Here is a 16,959-nt window from a genome sequence, read left to right on the forward strand (position 1 = left end):
CCCGCAAATCAAGCTTAAATTTGGAGGATTTTAATATGGAACAAAATAGTATCATCAATTTCAATGAACCACTTGTCCCACGCTACCCTAAGATCCAGACCAATCTCGTCTATGCCTTTAAAGACGGATGTCCCTTAACGTTAAATCTCATCACTCCCCCTATTCCCCCAAACGTTAAAGCTCATTTTCCCCTACTCATCTATGTTCCTGATATCGATGAACATAATATGGTCAAGATCGATGAACGGTTTGCGCAAATGCTCGAGATCGCCAAACGTGGCTATGCTGTAGCTTTAGTTTCATACCGCACCACTGCTGACGTCACCGCCATGGTCAAAGATATCCACTCAGCCACTCGCTTTTTGCTTGATCATGCCTTCAAATACGATCTTGATCCTTACCGCTATTTACTATTTGGCGAAGGTCTAGGGGGATATTTGAGCAGTTTGAGCATCTTAGACCAAGGTCAACAACGGTCAAATGATGAAGATGTCAGACGTTCTCCTTTACGCTATAAGGGCGGATTACTATTGGAAACGTCACTGACACCGCACCCTTTTTCAGGACCGTTTCTCAGTGAATTGCTCTTACAAAATAGCCAAAAATTACCACCGATCTTGATCTTAAACGGTACAGCTGACCATACGCTGACCGATAAACAAGCCACTGAGCTCTTAACAACCATCCAAGCGCGTGGAAGTGAAGTTTCATTATTCAATTTTGAGGGGGCGACCTTGAGTTCAGATGCCTTCTTCACTCCATATAGCTTAGATTTCTTATTCGAGTTTATCAAGCATAGTTTTACTAAAAAATAAACGAGGTCGTTCAAATGGATCAAACACAACAATTGGCACAGCTTCATGCCTACACTTATGAAAAGCTTTCTCACGATCACACCGGTCACGACATGGCGCACATTGAGCGCGTTGTCAAGATGGCCCGTAACCTAAATGAAAAACTCGGCGGTAATAGTTTTGTGGTCCAAGCTGCTGCCTTATTACACGATGTTGTCGATGAAAAATTATTTACTGACATTGACCAAGCTAAAGCCAGCGTTATTGCACAAATGCAAGCTTTGGAGGTGAGTCAAAGTGACCAAGACCACATCATGGAGATCATCAGTAAGATGTCATTTTCTCACTCTTTAGCTGGCAAACAAGAGCTTAGTCTCGAAGGTCAGATCGTCCAAGATGCCGATTGGTTAGATGCGATCGGGGCGATCGGGATCGCTCGCGCCATTTACTATGGTGCACGTCATGAAGAAAAACTCTACGATCCCGCGATGCCACCCCGAGAAAAACTCGATAAAACGGCTTACCGTGATCTTTCAAATGAAACGATCATCAACCACTTTTACGAAAAGCTGTTCAAGATCAAAGACATGTTAAACACTGCCGAAGCTAAAGCGATCGCCCAAGAGCGACACGAGCTAATGGTAGCATACGTTACAGCTTTTAAAACTGATTGGTAAAGTTGGGCTATCATCAAATAAAATACTTATCAGATATTTATTTCAATAAATTTAGTATAAAAATTTATTGTTTATATATTTTTAAGTATTTTGTATCTAATCCTTAAGAAAACGATTACTTTTTCTTTAGCTTAAGCGCCTATACTGTAACCATAAGCTAAAGCAAAACATCACACAGGTGTAGTCCTATAGCTGAAACATTACCTAGTCAGCCCCCCTTACTACTAGGTAAACATACTCCTTTTTTCCTCCGCACTCCCCTTGCGGAGGTTTTTTTATAGAAGTGTGGAGAAAAATAGGATACTGCATCATATATAGAAAGGATGATCATTATGAAAAGAGATATCGACCCTTATAGAGACCGTTATTTGAAATCCAAAGCAACGACTAATGGTATTTTATGTTCAGCCTTTATTTGGTATTTGATCTTTGGTCTCTTTCATATCATTATCACTTGTTTGATGCTATGGTTTTTCTGGATCATCATTGACCCTGTTGGACGGATAACCGAAACGATCAACACAACTGTCCAGCAAACACGACCCCAACAGCAACATTCCACCACACCCGAAACTACAGAAGATAGTACTGATACAAGTGATGTCTATCAGGCTGAATAAAATTGATGATCTTAGTTGCAAAAAATCTATTTTTAAGTAAAAATAACTTTATAACACACTAAGAAAGGATGGCTAAAATGGAACCAGAAAACGATCCATACAGACACGCCTATCTCAAGGCAAAAGCTACGACTAATGGTATTATGCATGCCTTATTCAACTGGTGGTTAGCTTTTACGTTATTCAACTTAGTGGTCGTCAGCCTCTTCTTGTGGGCTTATGATCCGATCGGGCGTCTCAATGATGCACTTGCTCCGGTCACCCAGTCTCAAAAGCAAACACATCCTGCTTCTGATTCAAGTGCTGAAAGTCAAAGTAATATTTACGAAGCACCAAATGAATAACTTACTAACAAGTCAAAAAGACCCACGCTGAAAACTTTTCACCGTGAGCCTTTTTCGATCACTTTACAAATAACTTGTCATAAAGCACAATAGCTTCTTCTGCTGTAAAATGATTCAATTCTGTAACCGTAGTAATGACATCTTGTTTGGAATATCCTTTAGCAGTCAGGCGACTGATCATATCACAAACAACTCTTTTTTCACCTTTGGCCCATCCCTCGGTGAGGCCTTCTTTTCTACCTTCTTTTCTACCTTCTTTTCGTCCTTCCTTTCGCCCTTCGGCTAGACCTTTTTCTCGTGCCTCTTTACTTACTTTCTTTGTTTCCCTAGCAAGGCGTGAACGAAATTCTAATTCATAGAACATATAATCACCTTCCTTTTGCGTGTTAGTTTTCAAAATAACAATATCATCAGCTATCTTACATGTAAGAGCACTCGTCGGAACATCTGTATCTACATATTTCAAAAAAGCCGCCGATCCTTGTGAAACAGCCGAAAAATCTTTAGCTTTAGCGTTTAAAATAATGTTATGTTCTGCTATATAAAATGTAGAACAATATAGAAGTTTAAGTACATTCTTCTACATTGTTAGAAAGAATTATATAGTTTTTCCTTTCCTAATTTTATTTACTGCCGTCAACATTAGTATTCCCATATCCTAACGAGAGGGTAATGACAGTGACTAACTCTTACAGTTTAAGGGTGTAGCCCACCCCTGTATTTTTTATATCAGTGCTAATAAATTCAACACTACGTTTTCATCTCTATCCATAATATTTCCGCATTCATAACAGATATATTCGTTGTGCTTAGTTCTATATTTTAAGTTGCCATTAAGCCCAACTTTTTCTTCACCAGTCTTAATATGACCACACTTAGAACAGCGTTGGGTGCTTGGATAATACTTATCAGCTAAGATAAGTTTCTTACCGTTCCAATCGCACTTATAACTCAGTATCTGTCTGAAATAACCAAACATTGAACGCTGTAGCCCCTTGGAAGCGACATGAGTCATCTGCATTTGTTTAACCGCCAAGTCTTCAATTACGATCTTGTCGTATTCTTCAACTAATTGAGTTGTAAACTTCTGCATAATATCATGTTGGATATTAGCTACTTTGCGATAATCACGTTGCAACTTGGCTCTCGTCTTAACATAATTATTACTTTTAGTAGCTCGTTTCCCATTCACAACACTCTTTCTAGCCAACATACGTTGATAATGTTTGATACGCTTATACAATCGTTTTAGATTATCTGGCAATGTATTAATTTTGCCTTCCGTATAGTTGATATGCCCGACATTGACATCAATAGCTGTTACATGGTCAGTTTTAGGCTTTGTTTCAATATTGACTTCAAAAGGTAAACTTGCCCAATATTTACCATTTTCACGGTAAATTGAAACAACTTTTAATTCACCAGTTAACAACTTAGCGCCACTCATGCGTATGTCATACCAATTCTTAATTCTATGTGGTTTATCCAAGCGCAACTTACCCTTAATAATCTTGGCACGGTCAGTTTTAAAACCCTGTCTAGTGGCTTTCTTTGATTTAAAACGTGGTTTACCCCAATCAACTTGTGCCTTATCAAAAAAGTTCTTCCAAGCTTTATTTAAGTCGCTAATTGCTAGTTGTAAGCAACGGGCTGAAAAACGATATTGCCAATCAGCTTTATTAGCCACTAACTCGTTGCGAACCTTGTATTCATTTGGTCTGAGGCGCTTATCATCTAAGATCAGTGCTTCTTCATACATATCATTCCATAAAGCCAAACCAGCATTCCAGCAATATCTGCGATAATCACACAAGTCATCTAAGCCTTTCTGCATGGTTTTATTTGGATAAAGTCTAACTTTTTGGGTTCTTAACACTATTATTTTCACCACCCTTCAAAGATCTGTCGTTTTCTAGTTTATGCTTATATTTACGTAAACCATATAAACGACAGGAAAATACGTGTACAATACTCACCATATCATCAATCATTTCTTGCGTTGGACTAGTTTTAACATTATTCAATACCACAATCTTAGTATTATGTATTTTACATAATCGTTCAAACCACTCATAACCAAAACGAATAAATCTATCTTTATAAGTAATGTAAATCGTATCAATCTGATTATTCATTACTTCTTCTAGCAATTTATTCCACTCTTTTCGATTGTAGTTAAGCCCACTGCCAACATCAGTAATTGTTTCATCTAAAACAACGCCTTTAGCGTTAACGTATTGCCTAATAAAGTCAATTTGATTTTTTAAATCATCTCTTTAACTATTTGTTGATACTCTAGCATAGGCAACTACTTTGCGCTTGTTGGACTCTGATTTACCAATATAGTTTAAATATTGTTCTTCAGTATAATATCTTCGATTGGTGGGAGTCCGATATGCTTTTAACACACCTTTACTATCCTAAATTTGCAAAGTTCTGACTGTAACACCTAAACGTTCAGCCATTTCTTTCGGTTTTAACATTGTCATAATAACCACCCACATTTTTACTTCTTTCCATGGTTTGTTATAACACATTTTTCTATGTTTTTGGTAACAGTTAACCACTCCTATATCGAGTATCAGATCACTTTCTTTTACGCATACTTCAGTCGTGTATACTGGTAAACTTGCACCAAAAAAATCGAAATCACAGATAAAGATCACATACGTATCAACCCTGTCATTATAGTCTTGCCCAGCCCCCCCAAAGCATGCTGGGTCAAATAACTTTGATAACATGAGATCCGCTTACCTAAATTATGTTCATCACTGACCTGCATCTCAATGTCATACATTCGTCCATGCTCGTCTGCAGCATAGATATCGAAGCGCGCCCCGTGAAAGACGGTATTTTGCTTATGCGTATCCTCTTTTTTGATGTTTTTAACGTCCACGATCTCTAAATCAGGTAAGATCAGTTGCAACAGCTCTAAACAAATGTCTTTATGCTCTGAGATGATCCACGAAAAGATCATTCCATCCTTAAAGCCCGCTAATTTCCATGCTTTAAGGGCCTCTTCATAAGTACTCAAATCCCCCATCCCCTTCTGACCTTATTTTGGATCTGTGCGCAGGATTTTTCAAGCCCAAAGACTTGCCTTTATACCGGGATTTATAGCACTAAAATGGACTTAAATCTAACACTAAAAACTCTGACAAAATTTTTCCGAGAATTTTTTAAATCGTAATTCAAAAGCTCTCACAGTTTAATTGACGTGTTCTCTTAAAATACTTAATCGTAATTTAGAACTTTTTAGGCTTCCCAACGCTTGACAGTAGTAAATTCAAACGTTAGTATCGTTAATGGTAATCATTACAATTTAAGAGAGGATATATTTATTATGCGAAAAAAATTATTTAGTTTCATCTTACTCGTGAGTGCTTTTCTAGCATTCTTCACCTTTGATCACAAAAATACTGCTGCTGCATCTGACAAGCTAAATGTCATAACGACCCTTGATTTTTACGGCGAAACTGCCAAGGCCGTCTTAGGCGATCACGGAACTGTCACTTCATTGATCACTAGCCCTAATGTTGATCCCCACGACTTTGAAGCAACAACTAAAACAGCTAAGATCGTTTCCAAAGCCGATCTTGTTATCTATAACGGTGCCGGCTACGATAGCTGGGTCAAAAAATTGAATGGTAAAAAATATCTATCTGTGGCTGATGTCATGAAAGTCAAGGAAGGCCAAAATGAACATCTCTGGTATGATCCAACGACCATGGAAAAACTCGCTGACCGTTTAGCAACTGAATTTGGCAAAATGCAACCTAAAAATAAGGCTGCCTTCAAGAAAAATGCTACTAAATATAAAAAAACTTTAGCTAAATTAACACAAACGCTAGACAAGATCAAACAAAACAGCAATAATCAAAAAGTAGCTGTTTCAGAACCAGTCTTTGACTATTCTTTGAAGAAGATGGGTTATAAGATCGCTAACAGCCACTTCGCTAAAGCAACTGAAGAAGGTAGCGACCCATCCTATTCTGACATCAAGAAATTGCAAAATGATATCAAAGGTAAAAAGATCGCTTTCTTTGTCCAAAATACCCAAAGTGACAGCTCAGTGATCAAAAATATCGTTGAACTCTGCAAAGAAAACAACATTCCTGTCGTCAAAGTTACTGAAACTCTACCTAAAAACAAGACATACGTAACTTGGCTACAAGACGAATACCAAGCTGTCTTAGATACTCAAAAATAGAAAGAAGTAGTTATTCATGAAATCGATCCTATCAGTGCATAACTTGGATCTTTCCATCCCCAACCGCAAGCTTTTCTCCAACCTCTCCTTTGAGATCCCTCAAGGTAGTTTGACCTGTATCACAGGTGAAAATGGTGTCGGAAAAACAACGCTTGTCAAACACTTATTACAAGATCTAGCTAACAACTATACCGTCCACACGGTCTTTAATGTCAAGCGCGATGAAGTCCAATACGTACCACAATTGCGCAATATTGATGATGAGTATCCCCTTTGCATCAAGGATTTCGTAGCATTCGGTCTCAAAAAGCGCAATTTTTTTTGGAACCGCAAGCCTTTAAACGAAAAACTCGAACAGATCTTGGCAGAGACAAAACTGACGCGGATCAAAGATCAACCTTTAGGCAAAGCTTCTGGGGGCGAAAAACAACGCGCCTATCTAGCCCAAGCGCTCTGTGCTGATCCCAAGTTGCTCATCTTAGACGAAGCCACCGCGAGCTTAGATACGACCAACAAACACGAATTGTTACAAATGCTACGTGAGGTCATGCAACAACACGGGCTAACGATCTTATTTATCACACACGACCCCGAGCTGATCGAACAATACGCCGACTATGAACTTCATTTGGAAGATCAAACTGGTGTCTTACTTGAAAAGGGGGCTAAAAAATAATGTTTGATTATGATTTTATGCGCTATGCCTTTATTGCAGGGATCTTCATTGCTTTGATCTGTAGTGTTATGGGGACCTTTGTGGTAGCACGCCAAACATCTTTTTTCACCCATACGCTCTCTGAGATCGGGTTTTCTGGCGCTTCATTTGGGATCTTTATCGGGATCTCGCCTTTAGCGGGGATGCTGACTTTTACTACGGCTAGTGCCTTATTGATCGGGATGTCAGGTGAACGGCTCGGACGGCGTGAAGCTTCGATCAGCGTCTTTTCCGGCCTTTTCTTAGGGCTTGGGATCTTATTTTTATCACTCTCAGATAAACAAGCTAATTATGCGACAAGTATTTTATTTGGGAGCATCGTTGGGATCGACCGTAGCGATATCGAAGTTTTGATCGCCCTTAGCGTCTTACTATTGTTGACGATCACGATCTTGTTCAAGCGCCTAGCATATAACTCTTTTGATTCTCAAGGAGCTCAGTACAATCAGCGCTTCAACAAAACGATCTCGATCATCTTTTTAGTAATGCTCGCCTTAACGATCAGTATTACAGCTCAGATCGTCGGTGCTTTACTGATCTTTGTGCTCTTAACGATCCCAGCTTCGGCGACAAAATACTTCGCCCATCGGCTCTACCAGATGATCGTTTTAAATTTCATCTTCATTCTGGCTGGTGTTTGGCTTGGCCTATACTTTAGCTACCTCACTGATTGGCCAGTCAGCTTCTTTATCACCGTGATCGAGGCCCTGATCTATGGGGCAGCGATCGCCAAAGACCATTGGGCTAACCATCAAAAATAAACAAACAGGGTAAGTAGAACGTGTCGATACGAGCTACTTACCCTGTTTGTTTAAATACGGCTATAAATAATATACTATACCGATCTTGAATCCAATTGGCTCGTTTGAGCACCAGTTGTCCATCTGCAAGCAAGAGAGCTTCTTTTTTTGTAAAAAAATAGCCGTGTCCTTGCAAGAAGACACGACTACGGTTAAAAATTTTTGCTACTTACGCTTATTATTTTCATCTAACCAGCGCTTAAGTAACAACATCCCAAGTATAGCAAAAACTTTTTTGATCACTAACTAAATATAATGATCTTATTTAAAATTAGAATGTCAGTTCAATGAGATAATAGCCAACTACTACCGCTTGGCATCCCATTCTTGATAGAATTGATCCAAATATACTTTTAAAAATTCATGGCGTCCCTGCGCTAGTTTCGTGGCATAGCTTGTATTCATGGTGTCCTTTAACTTAAGCAATTTTTCGTAAAAATGCATGATCGCTGTATCCTTACCATTGCGATAATCTTCCAAAGTGAGGTTTTCTCTAGGCTTCATAGCCGGATCGTGGATCGGACGCCCAACGTGGCCTGAATAACACATTACCCGTGCGATCCCGATCGCCCCCATAGCATCTAAACGATCAGCATCCTGAACGATTCTTCCTTCCAAAGTAGAAACATTTTCCTTTTGGTTTCCACCCTTAAATGACATCTTTGAAACAATATCCATAACATGAGCTAGTGTTTCACTAGATACGCCATTATCGACCAACCATGCATGTACCCTTTTTTGGCCAGCTTCTTCGCTCTCATTTAAATTTCCATCAGCAATATCATGTAATAATGCTGCTAATTCACAAATATAAATATCCGCTTTTTCATGTTTAGCAATTTCGATAGCATTATTAGTAACACGAAAAATGTGCCACCAATCATGGCCACTACCTTCATTATTCAAAGCATCATATACATATTCGCGTGCATTTTTGACGACCAATTCTTTATTTTCCATAGAAAAACTCCTTTGTAATTTAAGGAACGCAACAGCTGAGTAATGAATGCCACCTAATCTTTAACATTCAGAAAATGCTTGCTTGTGAAATGTACAATTTTTAGCTAACTCACTACTATCCCAACCATCTCCCCCTGTTTTTCCAGTTCGCTTTAATTCTACAAGATACTTTCCCATTACACCAACTATTCATCTTTTAAACTATATTTCTACTTAAAAAAACTTTTATCGTTCGTGTTTTACCAGTAGATTTATTTAAAAATAAATGCTAAAATCAACGCTTGTAGGGGTAGGAATTTATGCGTTACGGGCTCATGGAACGGAATGTGAACGTGAGCAGAAAGCCAAACCGTCATTTTGGCTGCGTGTATCTTCCGCATTCACCAATAATCTAACCATTGCTGGTGCTTGTCTCCCCCCAAATTATTTTAGGGAGATGTTTTTTTATGACGAATTTAGCTTGGAGAAGTCCAAAACTCACGACAAAAACGATCACTTTAGCTGCGATGCTCATCGCCTTGCAGACTGTCTTAGCCAAGATCTCATTTGGCTCAGATAATCTAGTCAAATTCGGGCTCGGTTTTATGGGAACGACTTTGATCGGTTACTTTTTGGGACCATGGCTCGGTGGTGTTGCCCTTGTTTTAGCTGATCTGATCAAAAGCACACTTTTTTCAACCGGTAGCACTTTTTTTATCGGTTATACTTTTAGTGCCTTTGTTGCCGGCTTGATCGCAGGGACCTTTTTATACCAACAAAAGGTCTCTTGGCAACGCCTAGCAACATATCAGTTCGTGCAGATCTTTGTCTCAAATATTTTCTTCAACACGCTATGGATCCATTTGATGTATCAAGCACCGATCTGGGGACTATTGAGCGTCCGCGGACCAAAAAATCTGATCATGTGGCCGATCGAAGCTACGATCAGCTTCTTGATCCTACGCGCGGTCTCACGCTTAGATAGTCGCTTAAAACTTTAATTTTTGATATTTCACCGGCTAAGTATCTGCTTAGTCGGTTATTTTTTACCAGCAACTGAGCTAGATAGCGGAAACATGTTCGACAAAGGGCCTCACTATGATCATAGTGAGGCTCCTAGTATCATTATTTTATGATCGCTTGGACCCGTTTTTTTAACTCTGGCAAGACCGTTTGGGCAAACCACGGATTTTTACTTTGCCAGAGTTGGTTACGGGGTGAAGGATGAACTAACGGGAAGTACTCTGGTAAATATACCTGATAGTCGCGCACGACATCGGTCAACTTTGTAGTACTTTTAAGGTGGAGGTAATGTTTGGTCGCATAACTTCCCACTAGCAATGTCAGTTCGATATCAGGCATCTGTTCTAACAATAACGGATGCCATTTTTTAGCAAAATCTTTCCTTGGTGGTAGATCCCCGCTTTTGCCCTTACCTGGAAAATAAAAATCCATCGGCAAGATCGCAAACTCTTTTGACTGATAGAATTCTTCACGAGAAACTCCCATCCAAGCCCGCAAATTGTCACCACTAGGGTCATTCCAAAACAACCGTGTATCCTGTGCCCGTTTGCCTGGTGCTTGTCCCACGATCAAGATCTTGGCTTCTTTTGGGGCTACATATAATGGATCGATCCCAGCTTCGGTATATTTTTTATTCGCGGGATCATTTTTTATCGCTTCAAATATCGTATCTTGCATATCGTTCACCTGTCCTTATCCCCAGCCTAGCACACCAATAAAAAAAGTGCCACACAAATGCGTGACACCAAGCCTTTGACGTGACCGCCAAAGCGCCCCTGCCAAGGAATTATATTATACCATGTTTATTTCAGCGTAGTTGCATAGATCGGACGTTCTTTTCGCTCGAAAGCTTTCATAAAGTCGACCAGTGCCTCTACCCCTTCAATCGGAAAGGCATTATACATACTTGCCCGCATTCCGCCAACCAAAATGTGGCCCCGAATATTTTTTAGCCCATTTGCTTCAGCTTGAGTGATGAATTTTTCATCAAGCTCTTTACTTTCCGTTGTAAAAGGAACATTGGTCAACGAACGATCGGGTGCATGCGCCGTTCCCAAAAAGAGTTTTGAGTTATCCAACATCTCATACAAGAGTGCCGTTTTAGCCTCATTTTGTTGTTGCATCTGCTTTACGCCACCCTGTTTTTTTAGCCATTGGAAAACTAGCCCAGCCGCATAGATCGGAAAAACTGGCGGCGTATTTAAATTAGAGTCACGTTTGATCAACTTCACATAATCAAGCATTGAAGGCAGATCCTGTTCTTTGTCTAAAAGCGATTCTTTAACGATCACTAACGTCAACCCAGCTGGACCGATATTCTTTTGCGCACTAGCGTACAAAAGGCCATACTTTTGGACATCATGTTGATAGCCCAAGATGTTTGAAGATATATCTCCGACTACCGTTTGCCCTTGTAATTCAGGCAACTTGCGATACATCGTCCCTTCGATCGTGTTATTGATCGTCAAATGCACATAATCATAGGGTTTATCCAGTGTGATCTCATGTGGCAAACGGCTATAAGCGGAACTTTTGCCTGAAGCGACCACATCGACTTTGCGCTCAGGCACAAGTTGAGCATCTGCGATCGCTGTTTGCGACCAGTGTCCTGTGTCGACAAAAGCAATATTTTTCGTCTTCCGTGCCAGATTCAACGGTATCGTCGTAAATTGGGTCGACGCTCCCCCTTGTAAAAATAAGATCTTGTAATCTTTAGGCACAGCTAAGAGCTCTCTTAGATCGGCTTTAGCAGTTTGAAACATCTCCTCATATAGCGCTGAGCGGTGACTGATCTCCATCACACTCATCTCACTATCACGATAGGATATTAACTCAGCTTGGATCTGAGCTACCACTTCGGGTGGCATCATTGCCGGTCCCGCTGAAAAATTATATACTTCCACAGCTCGTACCTTCCTTCTGTCTCTAATTTTAAAAATTAATAATTGATAATAATAAATTTATTGAACCTCGCCTCAAAAGTCAATATTTACCGTGATTTTAAAGAGATATTTAAACTATATCTACTAGAAACATTAATAATTATTGATAGTAACATTAATTAATATCGATTTAACTTTTTTGTAATATCATTTCAAGCTTGATCTACACTTTTAAATCTAAATAACTTTAATTTTACTAGCATTTACTTCACTGCGGTGGCTTATATTTTTTGTAACATTTTTGTAACATTTTTGTAACATTATTTTTTAAATGTTTTGCTCTTTCTTCACCAAAAGCCTTGTTATATCAACGTTTATAACGTTTTATTCATCTTTACTAAATCTTAATAAATTTATTTCCCCAATATTTTCAAGGTTTCGCGGTTATTTATTACAAAATTTGGTAAAATGTAATCTTTTTTGCATTAGGTTGCAACATAAATGGATTAAAATAAATGTATCAGTCAAATTGAAGTTAGTCGTTTAGAAATTATTGAAAATTATTAGGAGTGAATATAAATTTTGAATCATACAGCAAAAAAACTTTTAGTCGGTACAGTCGGAGCAGCCGGATTATTCTTGGCTACAACAGCAACAGCAAATGCAGATACAACTCATAAAGTTGCTAAGAACGATACAGTTTGGGATCTTTCACAAAAATATGGTGTTTCTATCCAAGCGATCGAAGCTTTGAACAACATCGACCAAAACTCTCACTTGATCGTTACTGGTCAAACATTGAAAGTTCCAGCTAAAGATGCTCAAGTTTCTGAAAACAACAATACAGCTCAAGCTGCTGACAAGAAAGCTGACACAGAAAACACTTCTGATGTAACTGTTAAAGCTGGTGACACACTTTGGACACTTGCACAACAATACAACACATCAGTTGAAAAATTACGTGAATTGAACGGCTTAGCTGCAGATGCTTACCTCATTCACCCAGGTAATGTTTTGAAGGTCAATGGTACAGTTCAAGCAACACAACAACCTGCTCAAACTGAACAACCAGTGCAACAACAAACAGAACAACCTGTCGTACAACAAGAAGCTACACAAGAACAAGCTCAAGAACCTCAACTTGTTGTTTCAGCTAACCACACAACTCACACAGTACAAGCTGGCGAATCACTTTACTCGATCGCACAAGCTTACGGTGTAACTGTTGATTCTTTACGTTCTGCTAACAACTTGGGCGCTACTTTACTTGTTGGTCAAACATTGACGATCAATGATCCAGCTAAAGACCCAGCTCAAGAAGCTGCTGCTCAACAAGCTGCACAAGAACAAGCCGCTGCTCAAGCTCAACAAGAAGCTGCCACTCAACAAGCCGCACAAGAACAAGCTGCTGCTGCCCAAGCTCAACAACAAGTACAACAACCTGTACAAAACCAAGCACCAGCTCAAACACAAACTCAAGCTCCAGCACAACAAACTCAACAAGTGCAACAACAAGCACAACCTGCGCAAGTACAACAACCTCAACAACAAGTTGTTTCAACTTCTGCTGATGGTAGTGCGATCGCAGCTTATGCACAATCATTTATCGGCACACCTTACGTATGGGGCGGTTCTACACCATCCGGTTTTGACTGCTCAGGCTTGACACAATACGTTTACGCACACTTTGGTAAACAAATCGGCCGTAACACGATTGCTCAAGAATCTGCTGGTACACATATTCCAGTTAGCCAAGCACAAGTTGGTGACTTATTATTCTGGGGTACACCAGGTTCAACTTACCACGTTGCGATCTACTTAGGTGGTAACAGCTTCGTTGCTGCTCCAGAACCAGGTCAAAGCGTTAAGATCGGTAACATGGCTTACTTCATGCCATCATTTGCCGTACACGTAAACTAAAAAATAACTTTTTAGACCATGTGAGTTTAGGCTCCATGGTTTTTTTTGTGCACTGAAAAAGATCTGGCATAAATTACGACTAACAAAAAATATCAGCATGATGCGTATTTTGCATCATGCTGATATTTTTTGTTATTTGTACGGTGCTGACGGCCAAGCTCTCACACTCTATAATTCAACGATCGCAAAACCTGCTTGCCCTAAACGTTTGTCTTGTTCAACTAAGTTTTGCCCCAGTAATAATTTACAATTTTGTGGCAATACGATCTTAATGCTCCCATAGCCTAAGTTAAACAACGCAAATAGGCGTTTATCACCTAAACGACGGCTAAAACTCAAATAAGAATACTGATTGCTACATTGGCCCCATTCAAATGAACCTTCACACAATACATTGTTGTAACGCGTCCGCATCGCCAGTAAAGTTTTCAAGAAACGTTGCATCTCATCGCTTGCTTGATCATCTTTCCAATCCATACATGGCTGTAAGGCAGCTTCAGTCCCTGCTTTAAGTCCTTTTTCAGTACCATATAGGATACTTGGCGATTCTGGTTGCATGAACATAAATGCTAAAACTGCACGTAACAATTGGACATTGCCCTCACACTTGGCTAAGATCCGCTGTGTTTGTGGACTATCTGCCGCCAAAAGCGAAGCCGAAAGCGTACTTGGATCAGCCCGTAATTGATGCTCATTTAGCGCATAGGCCAATTCAGTCGGTGGAATATTTTTAGTGATAAAAGTTCCCTCAACTAATTCACGCACATCGATCGAATTATTACCCGCAAAGACATCATCATGTTCAGTTTTTTTAGCGATCGTATTTCCTAAAAGATAAATATCTTCCTTAACTTGACGTAGTGTTTCTAGCAGGTAACGTTTGAAGGCAGCCGGGATCTCATTAGAATCCGCAATGCTCCAACCATCAATATCAAAGTTACGTGTCCAGTACGTCAAAATATTACCAAAGTGCGCTTGGACCTCCGGATTTTCCAGATCGACTTTTGGCATATGGGGATTGTTGTTCAAAGCCTCATAGGTCAAACGTTCAGAATAGTCAGGTAATTCACTAGGGACGTAACGCACGGGAAATTCCTTGATCAAAAACCATTTGGCAAAACTCGACCGGACCCCATATTTACGCACATCTTGCCATTGGAGCGAGAAATCACTTAGATGATCACACGTGATATCTAACATGACCTTCATCCCCCGTTGATGGATCGCTTCGATCAATTCTTTGAACTTCTCTTTAGTACCAAAGGCTGGGTCGATCTCATAGTAATCGATCGTATCGAATTTGTGGTTGGAATAAGCATCAAAAATTGGACTTAAGTAGATCCCGTTAAAGCCTAACCCTTGGATGTGATCTAACTTATCGATGATCCCCTGCAAATCGCCACCAAAAAACTTCGCTTTATCCGCTTCTTGGCCCCATTCAAGTGTATCTTTAGGATCTTTTTGCTGATCACCATTGGCAAAGCGATCTGGCATCAAACGGTACCAGATCATCTTTTTCGTCCATTCTGGCGTTGTCGTAGTCTCATCCAATACTAAATACGGCGTCAAAAAGCCCGTCATCTCTTGAACGGCTTTTGGAGTATAGAGTTGCATCAAATTAGCGTCATATAAAAGCTCATTACCTTCACGATCGAGTAGATGAAAGGCATATTTTAGCTTACGCGTTGCCGGGATCGGCAATTTGACTTCCCAGACGTCATAGATCCCATTTTGCAGGCGCTTATCCATTTCTTTAGTTGCATATTCCCACGCATCTGTTTGACCTGAATCTTTGACCAGCATCTGGGGTGCCCCAAAGATCACCCGCACCCGCGTGATATCGCGATGCTTGGTCTTTAATTGTAACCGATAGTTTTGTTTATCCGCCATGTATGCCATCTCGCTTGCTGGGCGGTGATAGATAGCTGATCTTTCCATACAAACCTTCCTTTTAACTAAAGTATTTAACTCTATTATAGCCCAGATAGCGCAAAAAAAGCAGTCAAGAAAACCTCAACTGCTTGAACTAACTTATTAAATTATTTGGTAAACTCACCATCAGCGATCTCATCTAAAACCGTCTTGGATGGGATAAAGAATAGTTGTCCTGATAAAATATCTGAGAAGGACAACAAGAAATCATGTCCTTTGAGCATCGACAGTAACATCAATTTTGTCACTTGCCAATAACGTGAATACCCCATAAAATACGTTCCCGTCTTACCGGAAGCCGGGTCAGAATAAGGGACATTCATCCGAATGATCTTTTGTTCTTCACCATTGATCTCAACTTTGGAGACAACATTATGCGCATTTTTGAACTTCTCATCGTCATCAAGTTCAAGGTCATTGAACTTTTGTCGTCCGATCGCCTTCTCTTGATCTTCAGTCTTGAGCTTGTTCCAAAAATCCATGTTATGCAACCACTTTTGGGCAAAGGCATAAGATCCATTGACAAATTCTGGATCTTCATCCCCGACTAAAGCGTATTGGGAAGCTAACTCCATCTCGGGTGCTTCTGTCCCATCGATAAAGCCGACGATCGCCCGCCCTTCAAAGTAACGAAAGCCCTTCGTTTCATCAACAACATTGGTGATATCACGTAAAAAGAGCATAAATTGTGACATTGCTTCGTAAACGACCGCTTCATCGTTAGCCCGAATGTGGAAGAAAAGATCCCCTTTAGTTGCTGGCATCTCGTACTTATCACCGCGCAAAGTCTGATATGGAACAAGCTCTTTTGGTTTCGGTGCATTAGGGAATAAATAATCCCAAGCATCACTACTAAACCCAAACGTTGCCCGTAAGCAACCTTCATTGTCGCGAATATGCAACGAACGCAAGATAGCTTGGTAACGATCAGCAAAAGCGGTGATCACTTCTTGTTCATGCTTTTGATCTTGACGCTTTAATTCAAGTACCGTGAATTGCACGTGCTTACCGGCGTCTTTCCAAACATCTTGAGCTAATTTTGGTTCAACTGTCATTTATTTGACCCCCCTCATATCTTCGCTTTAATTTTAGTCCTTTATCC

Annotated in this window: 17 protein-coding genes, 1 pseudogene and 1 riboswitch; of the genes and pseudogenes, 9 read left to right on the plus strand and 9 right to left on the minus strand. The window is 39.9% G+C overall.

Annotation, left to right across the window (positions count from 1 at the left end):
• Positions 1 to 35 precede the first annotated feature (35 nt).
• The 4 genes from ABT996_RS06335 to ABT996_RS06350 all read left to right on the plus strand — a co-directional run bounded on the left by ABT996_RS06335 (position 36) and on the right by ABT996_RS06350 (position 2,435).
• A complete protein-coding gene (locus tag ABT996_RS06335; RefSeq protein WP_035448684.1) occupies positions 36 to 815 on the plus strand; it encodes an alpha/beta hydrolase in 780 nt (259 codons plus the stop codon).
• Positions 816 to 829: 14 nt separating this feature from the next.
• Entirely contained in the window at positions 830 to 1,471 is a 642-nt protein-coding gene (locus ABT996_RS06340; protein ID WP_010688398.1) for an HD domain-containing protein, read from the plus strand.
• A gap of 332 nt (positions 1,472 to 1,803) precedes the next feature.
• Positions 1,804 to 2,091 carry a hypothetical protein gene (locus ABT996_RS06345; RefSeq protein WP_005917880.1) on the plus strand — a complete coding sequence of 96 codons (288 nt, stop codon included), beginning with the start codon at positions 1,804 to 1,806 and terminating at the stop codon, positions 2,089 to 2,091.
• Positions 2,092 to 2,168: 77 nt separating this feature from the next.
• Complete coding sequence (locus ABT996_RS06350; RefSeq protein WP_005917882.1) at positions 2,169 to 2,435, plus strand: hypothetical protein; 267 nt, start codon at positions 2,169 to 2,171, stop codon at positions 2,433 to 2,435.
• Between the two features lie 58 nt (positions 2,436 to 2,493).
• Here the strand turns inward: ABT996_RS06350 and ABT996_RS06355 are convergent, their stop codons facing one another.
• The 4 genes and pseudogenes from ABT996_RS06355 to ABT996_RS06370 all read right to left on the minus strand — a co-directional run bounded on the left by ABT996_RS06355 (position 2,494) and on the right by ABT996_RS06370 (position 5,469).
• On the minus strand, positions 2,494 to 2,901 hold the full coding sequence (locus ABT996_RS06355) for an RpnC/YadD family protein (RefSeq protein ID WP_005917884.1): 408 nt from the start codon (positions 2,899 to 2,901) through the stop codon (positions 2,494 to 2,496).
• A 258-nt stretch (positions 2,902 to 3,159) separates the two neighbouring features.
• The gene (locus tag ABT996_RS06360) at positions 3,160 to 4,269 is read right to left on the minus strand and encodes an RNA-guided endonuclease InsQ/TnpB family protein (protein WP_349924649.1); all 1,110 of its coding nucleotides are present in this window, start codon (positions 4,267 to 4,269) and stop codon (positions 3,160 to 3,162) included.
• 19 nt (positions 4,270 to 4,288) lie between these two features.
• Positions 4,289 to 4,924, minus strand: a pseudogene (locus ABT996_RS06365) (IS607 family transposase).
• A gap of 173 nt (positions 4,925 to 5,097) precedes the next feature.
• A complete protein-coding gene (locus tag ABT996_RS06370) occupies positions 5,098 to 5,469 on the minus strand; it encodes a PD-(D/E)XK nuclease family transposase (protein ID WP_161633755.1) in 372 nt (123 codons plus the stop codon).
• Between the two features lie 309 nt (positions 5,470 to 5,778).
• Here ABT996_RS06370 and ABT996_RS06375 point away from each other — a divergent pair, with 309 nt between their 5' ends.
• From ABT996_RS06375 to ABT996_RS06385, 3 genes are read left to right on the plus strand one after another with little or no spacing between them, the layout of a single operon-like run.
• The gene (locus tag ABT996_RS06375; protein WP_035446942.1) at positions 5,779 to 6,645 is read left to right on the plus strand and encodes a metal ABC transporter solute-binding protein, Zn/Mn family; all 867 of its coding nucleotides are present in this window, start codon (positions 5,779 to 5,781) and stop codon (positions 6,643 to 6,645) included.
• Positions 6,646 to 6,661: 16 nt separating this feature from the next.
• Entirely contained in the window at positions 6,662 to 7,321 is a 660-nt protein-coding gene (locus ABT996_RS06380; RefSeq protein WP_010688402.1) for a metal ABC transporter ATP-binding protein, read from the plus strand.
• Positions 7,321 to 8,121: a metal ABC transporter permease gene (locus ABT996_RS06385; protein ID WP_035446940.1), complete on the plus strand. Its 801-nt coding sequence runs from the start codon at positions 7,321 to 7,323 to the stop codon at positions 8,119 to 8,121. Before ABT996_RS06380 ends, ABT996_RS06385 begins: the two co-directional genes overlap by 1 nt.
• Before the next feature lie 345 nt (positions 8,122 to 8,466).
• On the opposite strand, the gene ABT996_RS06390 is transcribed toward ABT996_RS06385, so the two are convergent.
• Positions 8,467 to 9,120 (minus strand): HD domain-containing protein, encoded by a 654-nt coding sequence (locus ABT996_RS06390; protein ID WP_035446938.1) that lies wholly within the window; start codon positions 9,118 to 9,120, stop codon positions 8,467 to 8,469.
• A gap of 283 nt (positions 9,121 to 9,403) precedes the next feature.
• Positions 9,404 to 9,508: riboswitch (THF riboswitch) on the plus strand.
• Positions 9,509 to 9,566: 58 nt separating this feature from the next.
• Between ABT996_RS06390 and ABT996_RS06395 the strand changes: the two genes are divergently transcribed.
• Positions 9,567 to 10,100 (plus strand): folate family ECF transporter S component, encoded by a 534-nt coding sequence (locus ABT996_RS06395; protein WP_010688405.1) that lies wholly within the window; start codon positions 9,567 to 9,569, stop codon positions 10,098 to 10,100.
• A 124-nt stretch (positions 10,101 to 10,224) separates the two neighbouring features.
• On the opposite strand, the gene ABT996_RS06400 is transcribed toward ABT996_RS06395, so the two are convergent.
• Complete coding sequence (locus ABT996_RS06400; protein WP_035446936.1) at positions 10,225 to 10,800, minus strand: uracil-DNA glycosylase family protein; 576 nt, start codon at positions 10,798 to 10,800, stop codon at positions 10,225 to 10,227.
• A gap of 125 nt (positions 10,801 to 10,925) precedes the next feature.
• On the minus strand, positions 10,926 to 12,026 hold the full coding sequence (gene serC / locus ABT996_RS06405; RefSeq protein ID WP_035446934.1) for a 3-phosphoserine/phosphohydroxythreonine transaminase: 1,101 nt from the start codon (positions 12,024 to 12,026) through the stop codon (positions 10,926 to 10,928).
• A 561-nt stretch (positions 12,027 to 12,587) separates the two neighbouring features.
• Here serC and ABT996_RS06410 point away from each other — a divergent pair.
• Entirely contained in the window at positions 12,588 to 13,925 is a 1,338-nt protein-coding gene (locus ABT996_RS06410; protein ID WP_035446932.1) for a C40 family peptidase, read from the plus strand.
• Positions 13,926 to 14,093: 168 nt separating this feature from the next.
• Here ABT996_RS06410 and ABT996_RS06415 read toward each other — a convergent pair whose 3' ends face one another.
• Positions 14,094 to 15,863: an alpha amylase N-terminal ig-like domain-containing protein gene (locus ABT996_RS06415; RefSeq protein WP_035446930.1), complete on the minus strand. Its 1,770-nt coding sequence runs from the start codon at positions 15,861 to 15,863 to the stop codon at positions 14,094 to 14,096.
• A 101-nt stretch (positions 15,864 to 15,964) separates the two neighbouring features.
• Complete coding sequence (locus ABT996_RS06420; protein WP_035446928.1) at positions 15,965 to 16,912, minus strand: Dyp-type peroxidase; 948 nt, start codon at positions 16,910 to 16,912, stop codon at positions 15,965 to 15,967.
• Positions 16,913 to 16,959 lie beyond the last annotated feature (47 nt).

This window comes from Ligilactobacillus sp. RTP31139st1_D10_RTP31139_211217 (assembly GCF_040226755.1).
Taxonomy (GTDB): Bacteria; Bacillota; Bacilli; order Lactobacillales; family Lactobacillaceae; genus Ligilactobacillus; species Ligilactobacillus animalis.

Excerpts from the sequence above, each read along its gene's own strand:
- ABT996_RS06375 (WP_035446942.1), top strand. The coding sequence starts at position 5,779 with ATGCGAAAAAAATTATTTAGTTTCATCTTACTCGTGAGTGCTTTTCTA.
- ABT996_RS06390 (WP_035446938.1), bottom strand. The coding sequence starts at position 9,120 with ATGGAAAATAAAGAATTGGTCGTCAAAAATGCACGCGAATATGTATAT.
- ABT996_RS06415 (WP_035446930.1), bottom strand. The coding sequence starts at position 15,863 with ATGGAAAGATCAGCTATCTATCACCGCCCAGCAAGCGAGATGGCATAC.
- ABT996_RS06420 (WP_035446928.1), bottom strand. The coding sequence starts at position 16,912 with ATGACAGTTGAACCAAAATTAGCTCAAGATGTTTGGAAAGACGCCGGT.
- ABT996_RS06395 (WP_010688405.1), top strand. The coding sequence starts at position 9,567 with ATGACGAATTTAGCTTGGAGAAGTCCAAAACTCACGACAAAAACGATC.
- ABT996_RS06340 (WP_010688398.1), top strand. The coding sequence starts at position 830 with ATGGATCAAACACAACAATTGGCACAGCTTCATGCCTACACTTATGAA.
- ABT996_RS06400 (WP_035446936.1), bottom strand. The coding sequence starts at position 10,800 with ATGCAAGATACGATATTTGAAGCGATAAAAAATGATCCCGCGAATAAA.
- ABT996_RS06350 (WP_005917882.1), top strand. The coding sequence starts at position 2,169 with ATGGAACCAGAAAACGATCCATACAGACACGCCTATCTCAAGGCAAAA.
- ABT996_RS06380 (WP_010688402.1), top strand. The coding sequence starts at position 6,662 with ATGAAATCGATCCTATCAGTGCATAACTTGGATCTTTCCATCCCCAAC.
- ABT996_RS06360 (WP_349924649.1), bottom strand. The coding sequence starts at position 4,269 with ATGCAGAAAGGCTTAGATGACTTGTGTGATTATCGCAGATATTGCTGG.
- ABT996_RS06385 (WP_035446940.1), top strand. The coding sequence starts at position 7,321 with ATGTTTGATTATGATTTTATGCGCTATGCCTTTATTGCAGGGATCTTC.
- ABT996_RS06345 (WP_005917880.1), top strand. The coding sequence starts at position 1,804 with ATGAAAAGAGATATCGACCCTTATAGAGACCGTTATTTGAAATCCAAA.
- ABT996_RS06335 (WP_035448684.1), top strand. The coding sequence starts at position 36 with ATGGAACAAAATAGTATCATCAATTTCAATGAACCACTTGTCCCACGC.